Source organism: Pseudomaricurvus sp. HS19 (assembly GCF_009857815.1).
GTDB lineage: Bacteria > Pseudomonadota > Gammaproteobacteria > Pseudomonadales > Cellvibrionaceae > Pseudomaricurvus.
The window spans coordinates 21,901-40,612 of sequence record NZ_WVVW01000017.1 but is presented as its reverse complement, the minus strand read 5'-3'; the positions used below and the strand labels follow the sequence as shown (position 1 = coordinate 40,612).

Genomic DNA, 18,712 nt, shown 5'->3' with positions numbered 1-18,712 from the left:
ACGTCCCCCGCTATCCTGCCAGGGGATACCCACACCACCCGGGCAGGCATCCCCTGGCAGGATAGCGGCCAACACGGCTGACCAGACTCAATGGGTGGTGTGCTCAATCTCCACAGGCTTATTGCCGAAGGCTTCCACCATCTGCAGGAACTCCTGCCCCCAGCTGTCGATGTCGTAGCGCCGCACCACATCAAACGCTTCCCGCAGTCTTCCCTTGGCCTCGTCATAATCCATGCTTAACGCCTGGAAACAGGTGTTGACCAGATCGTGTGGATCGTGGGGGTTGGTGAGCAGCGCACCGCGCAACTCCGCCGCGGCACCGGCAAACTCCGACAACACCAACACGCCATTGCCTCCGGTCAGTCCCTGGGTGGCAACAAACTCCTTGGCCACCAGGTTCAGTCCATCCCGCAGTGGTGTAATCCACATCAGGTCCGCTACGGCGTAATAGGCCACCAGCTCCTCGAACGGGAAGGCGCGGAAGAAGAACTGCACCGGTGTCCAGCCAACGCGGGCGAAGCGACCGTTGATACGCCCGACGGTGCGTTCGATGTTGGTCTGCAGTTCGTCGTAGACACTCATCTCCTTCGCCGCAGGCACACAGATGGTCACCAGCGTTACTTCACCAATCAGCTCCGGATGACGCGACAGCAGTAACTCAAACGCCTCCAGCTTGGGCAGGATACCCTTGGTGTAATCGAGTCGCTCCACCGACAGGATAACGCGGTTGTCACTCAACTCCTGTCGCAGCTGCTGGGCCCGCACCTCGGTCTCGGGCAAGGTCAGTGCGCGCTGTATCCGGCTCAGGTCCAGCCCCACCGGCATGGCGCTCAACTGGATTTTGCGGCCGTGCACTTCAATCTGGCTGGTCATCTCATCCAGTCCTACCGCACAACCGTAGGTGAGGAAGCGAGGTGCGCAGGTACTTTTCTCCAACACCTTTACCGGTGCCACCCCCTGCGCCACGTCAATAAAATTCTCCGACTGGCGCGGGATGTGAAAGCCGATCAGGTCGCACTGCAACAGACTCCCGATAATATCCCGTCGCCAGGGCAACACGTTAAACACGTCGGCCGACGGGAAATAGGTGTGGTGGAAAAAGGCGATAGTAAGGTCCGGGCGCATGTCGCGCAGGAACGCCGGTACCATCCAAAGGTTGTAATCGTGAATCCACACCACCGCGTTCTCCGCGGCTTCTGCCGCTGCCTGCTCGGCAAAACGACGGTTCACCTGCAGGAATACCTGCCAGTGATCCTCACGAAAGGTCGCCTCCTGCCAGAAGGTGTGCAGCGTCGGCCAGAAAGCTTCCTTGGAGAACTTGCGGTAGAAGATATCCACCTCGTCCTTGCTCAGGGAAATTTTTGCCGCTGTGAGGTTCGGATAGAGATCGGCATCCACTTTGCTGCGACGCTTGAACTGATCATGACTTTCATCGAACACTGACCAGGCAATCCAGGATCCCTTTTTACCATCGGCAAAGAAGCTGAGCAGGGTCGGCAAAATGCCATTGGGTGAGCCCGGCGGACGCTCTTTCACCACACCATTGTCCAGGTACTCCTCAAACGGCAACCGATGATAAACAATCACCAGATCCGATTGGCCTGGCGGGTGGTTACTTTGGGTCTCGTGGGCAATTCCCTTGTGGGAGAGAAAGTTGAAGTAGGTAAACGCTTCGAGGATACCGCCACAGCCGGGCTCATTGGCATGAAAGACGTTGCCCATATCGCCAGTGCTGTCCAGCAATCCGCCTTCGGACTTACCCACACAAACACCGAGAAAACCCTGTTCGTACATAGCCAGGTCGTTAAGGGTGTCGCCAGCGACCAGTACGGACTCCTCTTCAAGCTCCAGGTGCTCAATCAGCATACGCAGGGTGCTGCCCTTGTTGACCCCCCTGGGCAGGAAATCCAGGTAGCGCCCTGCCGAGTAAAGCAGGTCGCAATTGAGTTCGTCGGCAATCTGATGAAACTGGTCTGCAACCGCTTCGGGCTCACAGAAATAGGAGCAACGCCGCTCCTGAGGCACATCCTGTCGCACCACGCCCTGAAAATCCCGCATCACCGCCTGCACCTGGTGTTCTCCCGGCCAGTGGCGTTCGATCTCGGCCTGCAGGGGCTGTAATGGCTGTAAGGTCTCGCCTTCAACGATGGTCGCGCCCACATCACAGATGATGTAGTCGGGACTGGGGATGGTGGGATCGGAGAGCAGCGGCAGCACCGACTCCAGCCCCCGCCCCGTGACAAACACCAGATCGATATCCGGGTGCAGTGAAATCAGCTGGTACAGCTGGTGACGTCTGGCAGACTCTCCGGCAAGAAAGGTTCCGTCCAGATCGGTCGCAAGTAACATAACACTATCCTCCTGTAGGATTCAGGTTTCCAGATCCACGTTCTCTCTGAGCGATAGCGTTGCGGTGTTGTAGGTTTTGTATGTGCCGCAGCGGAAGTTGTTGCAGGGCTTGGGGTTAGAGCAAATTCAACCTCGGTTCTCGTGCAGATCTATAACATCGGCAGAGCGTTGGGACGCCTCACCGTTTTCAGCGGATTCACTATCCGCAATCTCGCTGTCCGCCCCTGCGGGGTCACTGCCCCACACCGGCGCCTGTTCTTCAAACATTTCACTTTGGCTGTCGGCCGGCAGCATCTCCAGCGCCGCTGGTGTGGTACGTACCATGGGCACAAAGTCGGCAACGTGCTCCTGCGGATCCTCCGCCTGGCTCACCTGCAGGTACATCCACGCCACCAGTGCCAGCGCACCCTGCACAATGGCCCAGTAAAGCAACAGGCTGGAGGGGCTCGTCCAGGCCATCAGCTGACCCGCCAGCAACGGCCCCAGCATGGCACCAACCCCGTGTATCAATAACAGGCCGCTGCCACCGGAGAGCATATCTTCTGGCTCCAGGTGATCCACCAGATGCGCCACCGCCACCGGGTAGACCGCAAACGCCATGGCGCCATAGGCCGCCATCAAACCGAACAACAACCAGAGATTGGCGCCACTGAAAAACATCAGCACGCTGGCCACGGCGGCGACCACACTGATCCACATCAGCACCTGACGGCGATCGTGCGTATCGGAGTAACGCCCGATGGGAAATTGAAACAGCGCCCCGCCCACAATCCCGCAGGCCACCAGACTGGCCGCCATCGCATTACTGAGGCCTATGCGCGAGCCGTAGGCAGCCGTCAGCCCCCAGAACGCCCCCATGGAGAGACCGGACAACAACCCGCCACCCACAGCCACCGGGGCCTTTTGCACCAACAGGCGCAGATTGATACTGGAGACAGGGCCCACCACCGGTTGCTGCAACCGTGTCCAGGTGACAGGCACCAGACTGATGCTCACCAGCACGCTGGCCAACGCGAAGAGAATGAAAGTGATACCGGGATCCAGCAGCAACAACTGTTGTGCCACCGCCATGGCGGCGAGGTTCACGGTCATGTAGATGGCAAACACCTTGCCGCGCTTATCCGGGGGCGTCTGCCCGTTGAGCCAGCTTTCAATAACGGTGTAGAGAATGACGAGGCAGGTGCCGGTAAGTACCCGGAACAACATCCAGGCATAGGGATCGATCACCAGCTGGTGCAGCAGTACACAGACGGAAACAATGGAAGCGCAGCTGGCAAAGGCACGGATATGCCCTACCCGTCGCACCAGCGGCAGCGCCAGGTAGGTACCCACAAAGAAGCCGGCGAAGTAGCTGGACATAATGAGACCCAGCATGGCGTCACTGTAGCCCTCTACACCACTGCGCAGGGCGAGGATGGTGTTGAGCAACCCTACACCCAGGAGCAACAGCGCCACACCGGATAACAGCGCACCAATCGGTACAATCAGCGGTCCCATAACATTGTGCCCGCCCGAACCCTGCAGGGGTTCAGGTCAACAGACTCCTCTGGTTATCGACAGATCCGGAATCCATACGCCAACGGGGTTGACGCACAGTTTCACTCAATTGTAGCTGGCCAATGACTTACTGCCGACTGACAACCGTGGCCACTCAGGCTTGCGGATGACAGTCGCTGTTTATTCATACCATTGCTTATCAATGCAATGTTTTTGCGTTGCCCGATGCGTTGCAAAAGGCATTTTTATGACCGGTGAACGACGATGCTTTACGTGCTACCGTGACAGATACGCCACCAGTGTGGCGTCAATGATCCTGCATTCCTCTCCGCCGTTCAGGTTCCCGTACCGGCATTTTTTCAGCGCCAAAACAGTAAAAATTCACAACAGAATGGGGAGATAATTGCAAATCAGTATAACAGCCTGATTTGAGAATTAAAGCGCAGGCAGTGAACATCACCGCGTTAAGCAGACGAAAGCTACACCACAAACAACCTTGCAGTGAGCAAACATCTTCAACCTGTCAGACTCAAATTGCGATCCAGGGTGAGGATGGAGGCGTGCAGATTTTCATAATCCTGGCGCAGGCGATCGCCAAATAACGGGTCCTGCAACAGGCCGCACTCCCGCTCCAGTTGCTGCCAGTCCGGGTCGCCAAGGGTGCGAGCCAATAGCGGAAATAACTGGCGATTTTCCCGCTCCAGATGGGCCAGCTGCTCTTCCAGAAATTCGCCCGATATACGCATCAGATGTGACATGGGCACCATGGAATCGTTGGCAATGGCACTGAACAGATGATTGAGTTCGTTGGTCAGTTGTTCCAGTCGCTTGTGCTCTGCAATCAGCGACAAACCCAACGCCGACAGGGTCGGCACCCGCCGCAGCAACAGCGTGTAAATACGGTCTTCCACCGGGTGGTGCCAGCGCTGGGGGTAGACTTCAATGTAATCCAGCACATCCAGTATCAGCGCCAGGTGCCCGCCGCCGTCGGGCTGGTTGCGATACCCTTCCAGTGCCCGTTCAAAACAGCGCAACACCTGGGTAATGTGGAGGTGATCAAGGTACAGCTGACGCTCAATAGGGTGCATTCCGGTTGCGTGTAACGCCCTCACAACTTTTATTATTGTCGTCAAAATACTCTTATAAGGATGTGTCACCTTGATTCAAATCAACAGCCGCAAAAGCAGCCTAATATCGGCGTGTTTCAGAAACCAGACAGACTCATTGTTTGCACTCGCGAGGTGCCTGGTCAGTCCGGTAACCTGGCGTTGACGTAAATGTCGTAGCGACTGGTTTTTCCACTCAGTTCGTAGGAGGGTTTGCAGTCGGCAAGAAAAGGGGCCTTGCGCGGACGCTTCACCACCACCCGGTAGCGGGCGGCTTGCAGGGCCCGCTCCAGCAGGCCGTCGGCGTCGCTGTCAGCGCCCACCAGGTGATGAAACAGCGCCATCTCCTTCTTGACGCTGGCAGACTTGCTGCGTTCGGGAAACATGGGATCGAGGTAGACCACATCCGCGGAGGGCATGGCGGCAAGGCTGTCAGCCTGTAACAGTGTCATGCGCGCGATGATCCCGCGCACTTCCGGGTCAGCACTGAGACCGGCGCGGCGCAGGCCATCCTGCAGCAGCGCTGCCACCACCGGCTGGCGCTCCTGCAATAACACCTGGCAGCCAAGCCCGGCCAACACAAAGGCGTCGCGCCCCAGTCCGGCGGTGGCATCCAGCACGGTCAAGGGCCGGCTTAACTTCACTCCCACGGCTTTGGCAATCATCTGGCCGCTGCCGCCGCCAAACTTGCGGCGGTGATCGGCGGCTCCGCCGGCAAACTCCACCCGTACCGGCCCCGGTGCCTTGCGCCCCAGTGACCAGAGCGACAACACCTGTCCGTCCCAGTGCAGCAACTGGCCACTGTCCGACACATGTTCCGCCGCTGCCACCACCTGCAGCTGCAACGAGCCCACCACTGCCACGATTTCTTCGGGCAGCTCAAGCGCGGGATCGGCAAGCAACAGAACGGAGTGAAACTCGGACATAGGGTTCAACGACTGGAGGTTGGGGCTGGGGGCGGCAGCATAACCCGCGGGCCACCGGGCGACAATATCGTCACCCGTAGATGCTACACCCGGAGGTATTGTTCCTGAAAATCTACAGTCCGGCGCGACGCCGGCGGTAGACCAGCATGGCGGTCATGGTGAGCATCAGCAACAGGGGCACCAGCAACAGGTTGACCAGTTGCAGGCGCCACTGCACCTGCTCGATGGATTCGTTGAGCTGGCGCTGCACCTGACGCAGTTCACGCCGGGTCTGCAGGCGCTGCACCTCAAAGTCACGTATCTCGGCGCGCTGGGCATCGGTGAGCATCAGTTGCAGATCCTCGTCGCCGCGGGGACTAACACTGGCAATGCGCTGCTCCAACTCCTGCAGCTGCAGTTGCAGCGTCTGCTCCTGCTGTTTGAAGGCCGCGGCGGCCTGTGCACGCAACTTGTCCAGACGGTAAAACGGACGCGCGTACCGGCCCCGGGAGCGCAAGCCGATCAGGGCACCGCTGCCGGCCAGACTCTCTACCGAGTTGGTTATAAGGTCGCCGTTACTGGCCCAGGGAATCAGGGTGGACTCGCCAATAAAGTTCGACACCTGCACCCACATACGGTCGCTGAGCAGGTCTACATCGGCAAACACCAGCACCTGGATATCGCCCTCCGCAAGATGCGTCGGCAGAGCCGTCGGGCCAGCGTCAGGCGTTGCAGCGGATGGCTCGTCATCGTCGTCCACTACGACTGTCGGGGTAGCCAGCGGCGGCGGTACATCAAAGATGGAACGGACGTGGCCGCTGACCCGGGCCAGCACAACCTTGCGCTCGCTGTCCGGCTCAAAATTGAGCAGCAGGCGGCCGTGATCCCGCACGGCGGCGTAGGCTTCCGCCGACATCATGCGACTGTCGGCAGAGCTGGAGAGCAGCGCCTCGAACTGCAGGCCGCGATCGGAGATGGGCAACAGCCGACCACTGGCTGCGATATTAACCGTGTCCAGTTCGGCGGTGAGTACGGCATCGGCATTGAGATCCTCACCGGTGAGACCGGCAATACCGGGATGAGGCAGCGATGGCCCACGCTGAGAGGTAGCCAGGCGCAGGCCGCGGGCCCGATCCAGGATAACCTCCTGGGGGCTGTAATCCACGCCCCAGGCCCGCAACAGCTGCGGCAGGTCCGAGGCGCTGACCTGCCCCGGTGTACGACTGTCGATCTCGGCCTGGGGGTCGACAAAAATCATCGTCCGCCCGCCCCCGAGGACAAATTGCTCCACTGCATAACGACTGCGCTCATCCAGCTCCTGCGGGTGTACCAGCAACAGCACGTCAGCGTCTGCCGGCGCGAGAGTCGCCAGCGGCAGGACCAGCTCCTGCACTTCTGCAATTTGCTGCAGCTGCTGAATGACAGCCCAGGGGCCGGTCTTGCTGCGACGCCGGACATCGTAACCGCCGAACAGCGGCAGCGGGCTGAGCACCGCCACCCGTGGCGGTCGCGACTGGGTCAGACGGTACAGCGTCTGGGTGATGTCATACTCCAGAAAGCGCTCCCTGTCCGGATTAAAGAATCGCAGCACCTCCTGCCTGTCACCGGCACGGGCAATCAGGCCGAGATAGAGGGAGTCCCCCCCCAGGGTGATGGGGGCGCCCTGCAAACCGGCGGCGGTGACCCTGTCTTCCGCTTCACTGAACGGTTCGGGATCCACCACCTGCAGCTGCAGGTAGCGGGGATTGATAGCCCGGTATTCGCGCAGAAGGTCTTCGATGCGACGGGCGTAATCCTGCACCTGGGGCAGGTCACCGGCCAGCGAGGAGGAAAAATAGAGGCTCAGGGTCACCGGCTCCTCCAGACCCTGCAGCAATTGTCGCGAGCCCTCGCCAAGGGAATAGAGTTTCTCTTCTGTGAGGTCGAGACGCCAGGCCGGCAACCGCTGCAGCAGGGCTGTCAGCAGGATCAGCAACAGTGCACAGGCCAACAGGCTGTAACCGCGATAGCGGGTAAATAGTCCTCTCATCGCCCTACTCCGCCCGCTTCCATTCTACCGCTGCCACCGTCGCCAGCAGCCCGGTGACGATAAAGACCAGGAAAAAGCCCACGTCGCGCACATCCAGCACTCCGCGGGCGATATCCTGAAAATGGGTCAGGAAGCTCATGGAGATCAATAAGCCAGCCAACCACTCCGGCAACAGCCTCGACAGTACCGCCGACAGCGGCCCGAAGCCCAGCAACAGAAACAACAGGCTGACAAACAGTGCCATCACAAAGGCAATCACCTGGTTTTTGGTCAGTGCTGACAACAAGCTGCCAAGCGCCAGGAATGCGCCCCCCATGCACCAGCTCCCCAGGTAGGCCGCCAAAATAATGCCGTTGTCAGGGTCTCCGAGATAGTTGACCGTTTGCCAGATTGGGGCCGTCGCCAATAACGCCACGCCACTGAAAAGCCAGGCCGCGAGAAACTTGCCCACCACCAGATCAAGGGTGGACAAGGGCAAGGTCATCAGCAATTCGATAGTGCCACTGCGACGCTCCTCCGCCCACAAACGCATGGCCAGCGGCGGCATCAGCACCAGGTAGAGCCAGGGGTGGAAACTAAAGAAAGGCAACAGGTCCGCCTGCTCGCGGCGGAAAAAATCTCCCAGCTGGAAACAGAGAAAACTGCTCAGCATGACAAACACGGCCAGGAACAGATATGCCAACGGGGTGGTGAAATAGCTTCGCAGTTCACGCCGGGTGACAATTACAATCCGGCTCACCGCAGCCAGCTTGCGCACGCTCATGCCACCCCCTCCTGCTGCGGCGCCACAGGCTCTTCGATGGTGAGCCGGCGAAACACATCGTCCAGCCGCCCCGCCGACAAGGCCACCGCCTGCGCCTGCAACTGCCGCTCCGCCAACCACGATTCCACCACCGGCAGAATATGACAACCATGCTCCGGCACCAGCAACAGCTCGTGACACTGCTCCTCCGACAACAACACGCGAGCAACACCGGGCAGCGCTTCCAGCTCACTGCGATAACGCCCGCCTTCAGGCAGTTCCAGCTCCACCGCCCGGTTGTAGACTGACGTGGACTTGAGGGCCGCCGGAGTCGCGTCGGCCACCAAGCGTCCGGCGTTGATGATTACCACCCGCTGGCACAGGGCCTCCACCTCTTCGAGGATATGGGTGGAGATCATAACCACCTTGTCATCGGAGAGCTCACGGATCAGCTGACGCATATGATGTTTCTGGTTTGGATCCAGACCGTCGGTGGGCTCATCCAGTAACAGCACCTGCGGATCGTGCAACAGCGCCTGGGCGATGCCCACACGGCGCTGAAAGCCCTTGGATAATGTCTCGATCGGCCGATTGGCCACTGGCTCCAGCTGCAGTCGCTGCAGTGCATGATCGACCACCCCGTTGATTCTCACCACACCACGGGCCCGGGCAACGAACTGCAGGAAGGAGCGGACACGCATATCGCTGTAGGCGGGTGCCCCTTCCGGCAGGTAACCGATATGACGTTTGGCTGCCAGCGGCTGGCGTAACATGTCGTGACCGCAGACCTCGATGGTGCCGCTGTCCGGCGCTAAAAAACCGGCAATCATACGCATGGTGGTGGACTTGCCGGCACCGTTGGGACCGAGAAAACCGAGCACCTCACCCGGCCGCACGGTGAGCGACAGGTCACGGACGGCCTGCAGGCGGCCAAATCGTTTGTGCAGATTGTGTATCTCGATCATAGCCACTGAGATCCGGTCAAGTTGGCAGTCAGGCTGCACAACAGTGCCGCGCAACGACGAAGAAGGTGGCCCAGAATATAGAGGGCAGGTGCAGGGTTTCAAGTCCGCCTGATACAGCGTTGGACAGGCGTCACAAGCGCGATGAAATTGGTGGCAAGCAAACGCTCAACCGGCAGTTCCGGAACCGGGACAATCAACAACAGGGGAAGGCGAAGCTGGGAGCGCAATGGATGGCGCCGGGAGAGACGGCAGACCCGCACCTCACGGTACGGGCCTGTCGTCAACAGAAGTCTGTTACTTATTCAGGGGAATCAGTTCCAGCTCAACGCGGCGGTTAGCCTGGCGACCGGACTCGGTGGCGTTGGAAGCAATAGGCTGACGGGGGCCATAACCGTTGGTGTGGATACGACCGCCGGCAACACCGCGGGACACCAGGTAGCGCTTAACGCTGTCGGCACGGGACTCGCTCAGGCGCTGGTTCAGATCCAGGCTGCCTGTAGAATCGGTATGGCCGGCGATACGCACAGCGGTCTCATCAAACTTCGCCAGCACTTTGCCGACACCGTCCAGGGTGTTGTAGAAGTCACCACGGATATCACTGCTGCCGGAGGCAAACGTAATATTGCCAGGCATAATCAGGCGGATGGTGTCACCCTCACGACGCACCTGCACACCACTGGCCTGCAGACTCTGGCGCAGCTCCGCCTCCTGGCGGTCCATGTAGTAACCAACACCGCCACCCACAGCGCCACCGGCTGCAGCACCGGTCAGTGCGCCCTTGGCGCGATCATCTTTACTGGCGGTGGCCGCACCCACCACGGCGCCCAGCACAGCACCAATGCCTGCGCCCTTGGCGGCGTTGCTGGCTTTTTGCTCACCGGTGTAAGGATCGGTAGTGGTACAGGCCACCAGGGATACGGCGATCAGCGCCCAGGCAAAACGTTTCATAGTGCATTTCCTTTATTCAGATTGTTGCCGCACCGGCGCCTGTAGTTGCAGGCATCGGTACGTTGGAGTTCGTGCAGCAAACGGGCAGTGATCGTTCAGTACATCACCCGCCTGAGACTGCCCTGACGCGAAACAGAGGTTCGCGCTACGGCAAATTGCTACAATCGGATTTTTACACAGCTGGCACTGAACATTCCATGAACGCGAACACGTCCCGCCCAACATCTTTTACACACTTTCTGAAACCCGGGGCCTTGTGCTTGTTTGCAGCAGCATTGCTGGCGGGCTGCAGCCGCTATCAGATGACCTTCAATGACAATGTGGTCTATACACCGCCGCCCCTGCTGACCGCTTTCAGTACCGAAGACAGCGCCTTGCGCAACTGCCTTGACCAGGCCATTGAGGACGGGGCGGTCACCGCGCCGGGGGAGCTGCAGCAACTTACCTGCAGCCACGCAGGGCTGCGCAGCCTGAAAGGCATCGAGCTTTTCAGCAACCTGAAACAGGTGAATCTTGGAAACAACTCACTCACCGACCTGGAGCCGTTGCGCTATCTGGCAAAACTGGAAGTGCTGCTGCTGAACGACAACCAGCTGCAATCCGCCGGAGTGCTGCTGACCCTGCCGCGACTGCAGCAGGCAGACCTGAACAACAATCCGTCACTGGAGTGTGGCGACCTGCTGCAACTGCAGCAGCAAGCAGCCGTGGCGCTGACCCTGCCTCAACAATGCCGTAAGTAACAGGCCCGCCAACTACCGGGGGGCCGGGGCTCAGGCGTCAATCGGTACAGGGGTAAACATCAGGCCGACGATATTGCGGTGCTGGTGCATGACCTGCATGCGGACCGGCTCATTGTTGATAGCACCCACTGCGCGCCTGAAGCGCACCTCTACCACCGTGCCAATTGGCGGTATCGGGGGGTGCTCGATCATGACCGACGCCCCGCCATCAGAGATGTCCTGGGTAGATCCGATCATTTTGCCAATGGAGGGGTGCCAGAGCTCCACCCGTATATTGCTGGGGCGACGTTCAAATTTACGGCGCTCATCCACTGTTGCGACTCCTTTTGCCTGAATTCTCGGGAGGGCGGCCTGGACCGGCTGCCGACTCACGGCCTCCAAAATATACCAGCCGCTGTCACATTGCATCCGTTTCTTCTAAGCAGGTCAGGCATTATCACCGCCAGCGCCAACAGCGCCCCGCCAAAGCTGTGGATAAGTGTGTGGACATTTATTGAGCTGCAGCGGTCGCCGGCAGCCATAGCTCACACCAAAAGCGTCCCGGCGCACCCAGCCACCCTGCAATAGATGCATGAAATTCAATCAGTTAGCACGCAGATCAGGCACTCCCACCCACGCTTGCCGACACTCCCGGCCCGCCACACCTGCACCATCGGCAGATGTGGAGAAAATATGACAGGAAAGTCAGCTATGTCTGCTTAGACAGTTTTACCGTGTCAGATCTGCACCCAATCAAAGCCCTCATCCTGACAGGCGTAATAGACATTGGGGACCTCTGCCACCACCTGCTCCAGGGTGGCCCGGGCCCGCTCAAGGCAGTTGTTCTGCTGACTGATGTGGCCAATGACCAGGTGACGCAGGCGCTGCAGGTCAACCCGGGCCAGAAACCCGGCCGCCTGCTCATTGCTCAGGTGCCCCCAGGCACCGCCAACCCGCCGTTTGAGGGAGGGAGGATAGGGGCCGGAAGCCAGCATATGGGGGTCGTGATTGGCCTCCAACAACAACGCATCGCAGTTGCCGAAGTGAGCCTCCACATGGGGACTGATGGTCCCCAGATCGGTGAGCACCCCCAGAGTCTTGCCGCCGGCTGAAAAGAGAAACTGGGCTGGCTCCCGGGCATCGTGGGGAACGGCCACCGGTTGCACCTGCAGGTCATCAAATTGCAGCGACTGGTAGCCTTCAATCAATTGCAGACGGGGCAGGTCGCCAAGCGACTTGCTGTGAAAGGTGCCGGGCGTCATATAGACCGGCAGGTTGTACTTGCGCGCCAGCGGCGCCACCCCTTTCAGGTGATCGCCGTGTTCGTGGGTGACCAGTATGGCGGTAATAGCGGCAGGATGGCTCTGCAGGCGCTGCATACGCCGCTCCACATCACGAATGGTGAAGCCGCAATCGATCAGCAACAGCTGCTCCTGCCACTGCACCAGCGTGCCATTGCCACGACTGCCGCTGCCGAGGGAGGCAAATCTCATCCGTTAATCAGATCAGGTTGCCGCGTAGCACAGCCAGCAGCTTTTTCGCCTCCCTGGGCTTGAGGCTGCGGGCATAGCCATCGCGAATGCGTACTTCCAGCTGACCGCCCTGCTCGCGCGTCACAATCAGGTAACCCGGTACGCCCTTGAGGGGCTCACCAGCGGTTGCCGGTGCCTGCGCGAAGAGCGCACGACTGCCCTCATCCAGCTGCAGGTGCTGCAGCACCTCGTCAAGGCTGTATGGGGAGGTTGGCGGCTTGCCGCCGCCACCAAACCAGCGACTGAAGAAGCCTGGCTCTTCGTCATCCGGCTCAATGTACTCGACGTAGAACACACCGGCGGTGTCATCCTGGTCCCAGAGGGTGAAACCCCCCTGGTCGGCAGCGTGACGCAGGGTCGCCCAGGCCCGCTCATGCTCAAGGGCCAGTCGCAGTACCGGCTCGGCACTTTCGGTATCCAGGGTCACCTTGTCGTTCACGGCGATGGTCTGGGCCAGCAACGAGGCGGATTCGGTATCGCCCTGACTGGCAATATTGGCAGCCAGCTCATCCAGCATCCAGGACTCGCGCTCGGCACTGACTGAGAGGGCTGGCCAGTTGACCTGCCCACGGCCGGCCAGGGCGCTGTCGACACTCATGTGCCGCACATGAATTTCCGTGGAATCGGGCTGCACCCCCTGCTCGATTTGCAGACGGTACTTGTCCCGGGTGCCGTCGCTGCCTTTGAACTGCAGCCAGTCGGTCTCGATAATGCCATTGGCCGCATTGGTCGAAGCGACGCTCAGGTTGTACTGGGTCAGGAAAGCCCGCACCTGCGGCCAGATTTCTGCCGGCGCAGCGCTGACCAGGATCCAGCGCTTGTCACCCAGCTTCTGGATTTTGACCCGATCCGTAAAAGCATTATCAGACAAGGCTTGCGGGCGCGGCACCTCGAAGGATTCACCTTCGATCACCACACCGTTGCTGGACGGAATAACAAACAGCTGCTCTACCCGCTGCTGCTGCACACCCGGGGGCAGGCGCATGGGTTCGATAACATCCGCCTTCAGGTAATCGTCACCGCGGTCGCGAAAATACCCCTCCGGGCCAAACAGTGAACTACAGCCTGATACAGCTGCTACAGCAGCCACCAGCGTGGCGCGCGCTATCGTTATTCTGGTCATTATCTGTATCGTCTTATCGGTCGGGTACTACTTACAGCAGGCCGGCAGCGCGCAGCGCCTCGCGTACCTGGGCATGGTATTTCTCGGACAGAGGGGTCAGCGGCAGGCGCAGGCCGTCGGCGGTCAGCCCCATCTCGGCCACAGCCCACTTCACCGGAATCGGGTTGGACTCCACAAACATCGCGTTGTGTACAGGCAACAACTGCTCGTGAATTGCGCGGGCTTCGGCCGCCTGACCCGCAATGGCCAGTTCGCACATCTTGGCTACCGCCGCCGGGGCGACGTTGGCGGTGACACTGATGTCGCCCTTGCCACCCAGGATCATCAGCTCCACCGCGGTGAGATCATCACCGGAGATCAGCAGGAAGTCATCCGGGGTGTTCTGCACGATCCAGCGGGCGCGTTCCATGTCACCGGTGGCTTCCTTGATGCCGATGATGTTGTCCACAACAGCGAGGCGCGCCACGGTTTCCGGCGCCATATCAACACCGGTACGGCCCGGCACGTTATAGAGCAGCTGGGGCAGCGCCACTGCTTTGGCAATGGCCTGGTGATGCAGGAAGAGGCCTTCCTGGGTCGGCTTGTTGTAATAGGGGGTAACAGACAGGCAGGCGTCGGCACCTGCGTCCTTGGCTGCCTGGGTGAGCTCAATGGCTTCACTGGTGGCGTTAGCGCCGGTACCGGCGATCACCGGGATACGCCCATGTACCTGATCCACCACTTTGCGGATCACTTCAAGGTGCTCGTCGACATCCAGGGTTGCCGACTCACCGGTGGTGCCCACGGCGACAATGGCGTGGGTGCCCTGCTCGATATGCCAGTCCACCAGTTTGTGGAGTCCCTTCCAATCCAGAGCACCATCTGCCTGCATTGGGGTAACCAGGGCCACCATACTACCTTGAATCATGAACTGTCTCCGTCAGGGGGGGGGTAAAGCAAAGGCGTAATGGTACTGACGCCCCACCCCCGACACAAGTTCCCGTGCCAATTTCTTTTCTGCGCGCAAAGCCCCGTCAGTGGTGGATTAACGGCGTGCTGACCGCCCGGTCCGGGTGCCGTAAACGGGCATCCAGCTGGTCGACAATTTCGGCCCAGTCGGCATCATCCTGCACCGCCTCCCGCAGGAACAGCGCCTGCGACCGGCTCCAGAACGGGGCGTCCGCCAGGCACTCGCCGGCGGCCAGGTGGTGGCTGTCGATAAAGTGCTCAACCGCCTCATCACTGGCGCCCAGCCCCAATTGGCTGAACAGGTCATTCATGGTGTGGTTCTGTGTATCCAACATACGCGTCTACCTCCTCGACTGTGAGGGCCATCGTCGCATCGACTGCCCTCTGGCACGCCCCGTCAGGGGGCCGGGTTGGGATTCTGCAGGTGAATACGGTTAATGGCAGCGAACAGCTCCTCCGGCAGGCTCAGCTCAACGCTGGCCAGGTTGGCGCGCAGCTGTTCCATGGTAGTGGCACCTATAATATTACTGGCCACAAATGGCTGCGCGGTGACAAACGCCAGCGCCATGGCTGCCGGATCCAGGCCCCACTCCCGCGCCAGCGCCACATAGGCCGCTGCGGCCGCCTCGGTGCGCTCGCCCTTGTAGCGCACAAAACGCTCGAACAGGGTCAGCCGCGCTCCTGCCGGCTTGCCACCATTGAGGTACTTGCCGCTGAGGACGCCAAATGCCAGCGGCGAGTAGGCCAGCAATGGCACCTGCTCACGGATGGCCATCTCCGCCAGTCCGGCTTCAAAGGTGCGGTTGAGCAGGTTGTAGGGGTTCTGGATGGAAACCACCGATGCCAGCCCGTGTTGCTCCGCCAGCTGCCGGTAGCGCATCACCCCCCAGGGGGTTTCGTTGGAGAGGCCGATATGGCGCACCTTGCCGTCACTGACCAGCTGCGACAGGGTCTCCAGCGTCTCGTGAATATCGATACCGTCATCGCTGCCGTGAACATAGTCCAGCTTGCCGAAGTAGTTGGCGTCGCGCTCCGGCCAGTGCACCTGGTAGAGATCCACATAGTCGGTACGCAGGCGAACCAGGGAATCCTCGATGGCCTGGAAGATATGGGCCTTGCTGAGACGGGGGCCGTCGCGCACATGGTCCATTCCGGCGTTATTGTCCCCTCGACCGGTGACCTTGGTGGCCAGCACCACCTTGTCCCGGCAGCCGCGACTGGCCAGCCAGTTGCCGATATAGGCTTCGGTACGCCCCTGGGTTTCCGCCCGCGGCGGCACCGGGTACATCTCGGCGGTATCGATAAAGTTGACCCCGTGATCCAATGCGCAGTCGAGCTGCTCAAAGGCCTCCGCCTCGCTGTTCTGCTGACCCCAGGTCATGGTGCCAAGACAGATTTCACTGACCTGCAAGCCGCTGTTCCCTAACGGGCGATACTGCATATTTCTAATCCCCTGACTGTGCCGGAAGTAGTCTCTCACAGCTGATAATATGGCGGACCGGGTTCACCTTTATTCGGCGACCTCCCAGATCTCCTCCTCCACAATCCAGTGCTTTTTATGGTGACGGGTGGCGACACCATCGTGCACCAGCTTCTGCAGGTGCGCCCCCAGAATAACGTGCGTAGCGCGGATCAGGTCACCCTCCACTTCAGGGTAGACCAGCGGTGCCAGCTGCTCAATGGTGCCGCGCCGCTGCTCCCGCAACACCTCGAGGATTTTATGTTCGCGGGACATGCGGTGATCATAGAGCTCCTGCAGCACCTGATCCGGCTGCGACAGCAGGTGTCCGTGGGCCGGCGCCAGTGTCTGTAATCCCCGGTTCTGCAATTTCTGCAGCGAGTCCAGGTATTCCCACATGGTACCGCCATGCTGCGGCACGATAATGACTGTTGCCCCCTGCATGATGTGATCACCGGCGAACAGCATGCCCTCCTCCTCCAACAGGAAGCAGACATGGTCACGCAGGTGACCCGGCGTATAGATCGCCTCCAGGGTATAGCCATCCCCGGCGATACGCTCCCCCTCGGCCACTGACTGCAACGGCGTGAAGGTGGTGTCGATCCACTCCAGCGCTGTGTCAGGTTGCAGGCCGATCAGGGCAGCTCCGGTCGCCTCCACCAGTGGCCGGCCCGCCGGGGAGTGATCCTCGTGATTGTGGGTCGCCAGCACATAATCAATACGGCCACCGGTGGCATCGAGGATAGCCTGCACATGTTGCGGTTCGTTGGGGCCCGGGTCTACCACGGCAAAACGCTCACGACCGACGATGTAGGTGTTGGTCCCGGGACCGGTAAAGAGGCTGGGGTTGTTGGCGGTGATACGGCGCACCAGGGGGCTGAGCCGCACCGGCTTGCCATAACTCAACTCGGTTTCGATCAGGGTGGTATGAAGATCCGCCATGGGGCATCTCCCGCTTGCGATGATTTAACTGCCAGCCACACCGCTGACGCACGAAGGCCAATTGTACCCCAATAATAAAAACGGCGGCCTCCCGTATGGGAGGCCGCCGCTGTCAGCGTCAATCAGGGATCAGTGATCTCAGAAATCCGCTTCAACCATGGGGTCAGTTTCGGCGTCGTAGTCCACACCGTCCCAACCGAAACCAAACAGGCCCAGGAAGTCATCCTGATAGCCTTTGAAATCGGTGAGTTCGTAGAGATTTTCTTCGGTCACCTGTGGCCACAGCGCTTCGATCTTGGCCTGGGTTTCCGGACGCAGTTCCAGGTTATCCATGCGGAAACGGTTGTGATCATCCAGGCGTGGCGTAGCGGTGTACAGGCCTTCGGTAAACAGGCGATAGAGCTGCTCAATACAACCTTCGTGGGTGCCCTCTTCCTTCATCACCTTGTACACCAGTGACAGGTACAGCGGCATGATAGGGATCGCCGAGCTGGACTGGGTCACCAGTGCTTTCAGTACCGCCACATTGGCGCCACCGTTGAGGCCCGCCAACTGACCATTAATCGCCTTGGCAGCACGGTCCAGGTCTTCCTTCGCCTTGCCAATGGTGGCGTGGCCGTAGATTGGCCAGGTCAGCTTCTCGCCCAGGTAGGTGTAGGCGACGGTCTTGCAACCTTCCGCCAGCACATCAGCGTTTTTCAGCGCATCGATCCACAATTCCCAATCCTCGCCACCCATCACCTTCACGGTGTGCAGGATCTCTTCCTCGCTCGCTGGCTCGATGGTCATATCAGAGATAGTGAGGGTATCGGTATTGAGGTTTTTGGAGGTGTAGGTCTGGTTGATGGGCTTCAGCACGCTGCTGTAAAGCTCACCGGTTTTGGGATCCTGACGACGCGGCGCGCCCAGGCTGTAGACGATCAGATCCACCTTGCCCATGCCCTCTTTCAGCATACTGATGGCCTGCTCTTTACAGGCGTCAGAGAAGGCGTCGCCATTGATGGTTTTGGCGTACAGACCTTCTGCGTGGGCAAATTTTTCAAACGCGGCGGTGTTGTAGTAACCGGCGGATGCGGTGCGCTTGTCGGTTGGCGGTTTTTCGAAGCAGATACCCAGGGTATTGGCGCCGCCACCAAAGGCGGAAGTAATACGGGAGGCCAGGCCATAACCGTTGGAACATCCGATCACCAGCACATTCTTGGGAGCACCGGCAATTGCGCCTTTGTCTTTAATAAAATCGATCTGCGCTTTGACATGGGCTTCACAGCCGACGGGGTGAGCAGTAGTGCAGATAAAACCGCGAACCTTGGGTTTGATGATCATGTAACGGTCCCATTAACAATGGTGGTTTGGCAGCAAGCGTGAACGCCGTGACCGCAGCTGCGGCCAGACTGAGGGCCTTCGCGCCTCGTTTTATTGTAAGTGACGGCTATTATAGTCAGCACATC

The 18,712-nt window shown here is 59.8% G+C and carries 17 protein-coding genes; 1 reads left to right on the top strand and 16 read right to left on the bottom strand.

Annotated elements, in window-relative coordinates; translation table 11 throughout:
* Window positions 1-87 precede the first annotated feature (87 nt).
* The 8 genes from ggpS to GSF27_RS16860 form a co-directional block, all read right to left on the bottom strand.
* On the bottom strand, window positions 88-2,349 hold the full coding sequence (gene ggpS / locus GSF27_RS16895) for a glucosylglycerol-phosphate synthase (protein WP_160971241.1): 2,262 nt from the start codon (window positions 2,347-2,349) through the stop codon (window positions 88-90).
* A gap of 126 nt (window positions 2,350-2,475) precedes the next feature.
* On the bottom strand, window positions 2,476-3,846 hold the full coding sequence (locus GSF27_RS16890; RefSeq protein WP_160971240.1) for an MFS transporter: 1,371 nt from the start codon (window positions 3,844-3,846) through the stop codon (window positions 2,476-2,478).
* 515 nt (window positions 3,847-4,361) lie between these two features.
* Window positions 4,362-4,934 carry a hemerythrin domain-containing protein gene (locus GSF27_RS16885; RefSeq protein ID WP_160971239.1) on the bottom strand — a complete coding sequence of 191 codons (573 nt, stop codon included), beginning with the start codon at window positions 4,932-4,934 and terminating at the stop codon, window positions 4,362-4,364.
* 161 nt (window positions 4,935-5,095) lie between these two features.
* Complete coding sequence (locus GSF27_RS16880) at window positions 5,096-5,878, bottom strand: class I SAM-dependent methyltransferase (protein ID WP_160971238.1); 783 nt, start codon at window positions 5,876-5,878, stop codon at window positions 5,096-5,098.
* Between the two features lie 112 nt (window positions 5,879-5,990).
* A complete protein-coding gene (locus tag GSF27_RS16875) occupies window positions 5,991-7,886 on the bottom strand; it encodes a GldG family protein (protein WP_160971237.1) in 1,896 nt (631 codons plus the stop codon).
* 4 nt (window positions 7,887-7,890) lie between these two features.
* Entirely contained in the window at window positions 7,891-8,649 is a 759-nt protein-coding gene (locus GSF27_RS16870) for an ABC transporter permease subunit (RefSeq protein WP_202410524.1), read from the bottom strand.
* The gene (locus tag GSF27_RS16865) at window positions 8,646-9,593 is read right to left on the bottom strand and encodes an ABC transporter ATP-binding protein (RefSeq protein ID WP_160971236.1); all 948 of its coding nucleotides are present in this window, start codon (window positions 9,591-9,593) and stop codon (window positions 8,646-8,648) included. The genes GSF27_RS16870 and GSF27_RS16865 overlap by 4 nt, the downstream gene beginning before the upstream one ends.
* Before the next feature lie 294 nt (window positions 9,594-9,887).
* A complete protein-coding gene (locus GSF27_RS16860) occupies window positions 9,888-10,541 on the bottom strand; it encodes an OmpA family protein (RefSeq protein ID WP_160971235.1) in 654 nt (217 codons plus the stop codon).
* Window positions 10,542-10,801: 260 nt separating this feature from the next.
* On the opposite strand from GSF27_RS16860, the gene GSF27_RS16855 reads away from it, so the two are divergent.
* Window positions 10,802-11,281 carry a leucine-rich repeat domain-containing protein gene (locus tag GSF27_RS16855; RefSeq protein ID WP_160971234.1) on the top strand — a complete coding sequence of 160 codons (480 nt, stop codon included), beginning with the start codon at window positions 10,802-10,804 and terminating at the stop codon, window positions 11,279-11,281.
* A gap of 30 nt (window positions 11,282-11,311) precedes the next feature.
* Here the strand turns inward: GSF27_RS16855 and GSF27_RS16850 are convergent, their stop codons facing one another.
* The 8 genes from GSF27_RS16850 to fabV all read right to left on the bottom strand — a co-directional run bounded on the left by GSF27_RS16850 (window position 11,312) and on the right by fabV (window position 18,587).
* Window positions 11,312-11,593 (bottom strand): PilZ domain-containing protein, encoded by a 282-nt coding sequence (locus tag GSF27_RS16850; protein ID WP_160971233.1) that lies wholly within the window; start codon window positions 11,591-11,593, stop codon window positions 11,312-11,314.
* 404 nt (window positions 11,594-11,997) lie between these two features.
* Window positions 11,998-12,753, bottom strand: a complete 756-nt coding sequence (locus tag GSF27_RS16845; protein ID WP_160971232.1) for an MBL fold metallo-hydrolase — start codon at window positions 12,751-12,753, stop codon at window positions 11,998-12,000.
* Between the two features lie 7 nt (window positions 12,754-12,760).
* On the bottom strand, window positions 12,761-13,915 hold the full coding sequence (bamC, locus tag GSF27_RS16840; RefSeq protein WP_160971231.1) for an outer membrane protein assembly factor BamC: 1,155 nt from the start codon (window positions 13,913-13,915) through the stop codon (window positions 12,761-12,763).
* 31 nt (window positions 13,916-13,946) lie between these two features.
* A complete protein-coding gene (dapA, locus tag GSF27_RS16835) occupies window positions 13,947-14,822 on the bottom strand; it encodes a 4-hydroxy-tetrahydrodipicolinate synthase (RefSeq protein WP_160971230.1) in 876 nt (291 codons plus the stop codon).
* A gap of 106 nt (window positions 14,823-14,928) precedes the next feature.
* Window positions 14,929-15,198, bottom strand: a complete 270-nt coding sequence (locus tag GSF27_RS16830; protein ID WP_202410522.1) for a DUF2789 domain-containing protein — start codon at window positions 15,196-15,198, stop codon at window positions 14,929-14,931.
* A gap of 62 nt (window positions 15,199-15,260) precedes the next feature.
* Window positions 15,261-16,304 carry an NADP(H)-dependent aldo-keto reductase gene (locus tag GSF27_RS16825; protein ID WP_160971229.1) on the bottom strand — a complete coding sequence of 348 codons (1,044 nt, stop codon included), beginning with the start codon at window positions 16,302-16,304 and terminating at the stop codon, window positions 15,261-15,263.
* Between the two features lie 69 nt (window positions 16,305-16,373).
* Window positions 16,374-17,264 (bottom strand): MBL fold metallo-hydrolase, encoded by an 891-nt coding sequence (locus tag GSF27_RS16820; RefSeq protein ID WP_160971228.1) that lies wholly within the window; start codon window positions 17,262-17,264, stop codon window positions 16,374-16,376.
* A 138-nt stretch (window positions 17,265-17,402) separates the two neighbouring features.
* Window positions 17,403-18,587, bottom strand: a complete 1,185-nt coding sequence (fabV, locus tag GSF27_RS16815; RefSeq protein WP_160971227.1) for an enoyl-ACP reductase FabV — start codon at window positions 18,585-18,587, stop codon at window positions 17,403-17,405.
* Window positions 18,588-18,712: the final 125 nt, after the last annotated feature.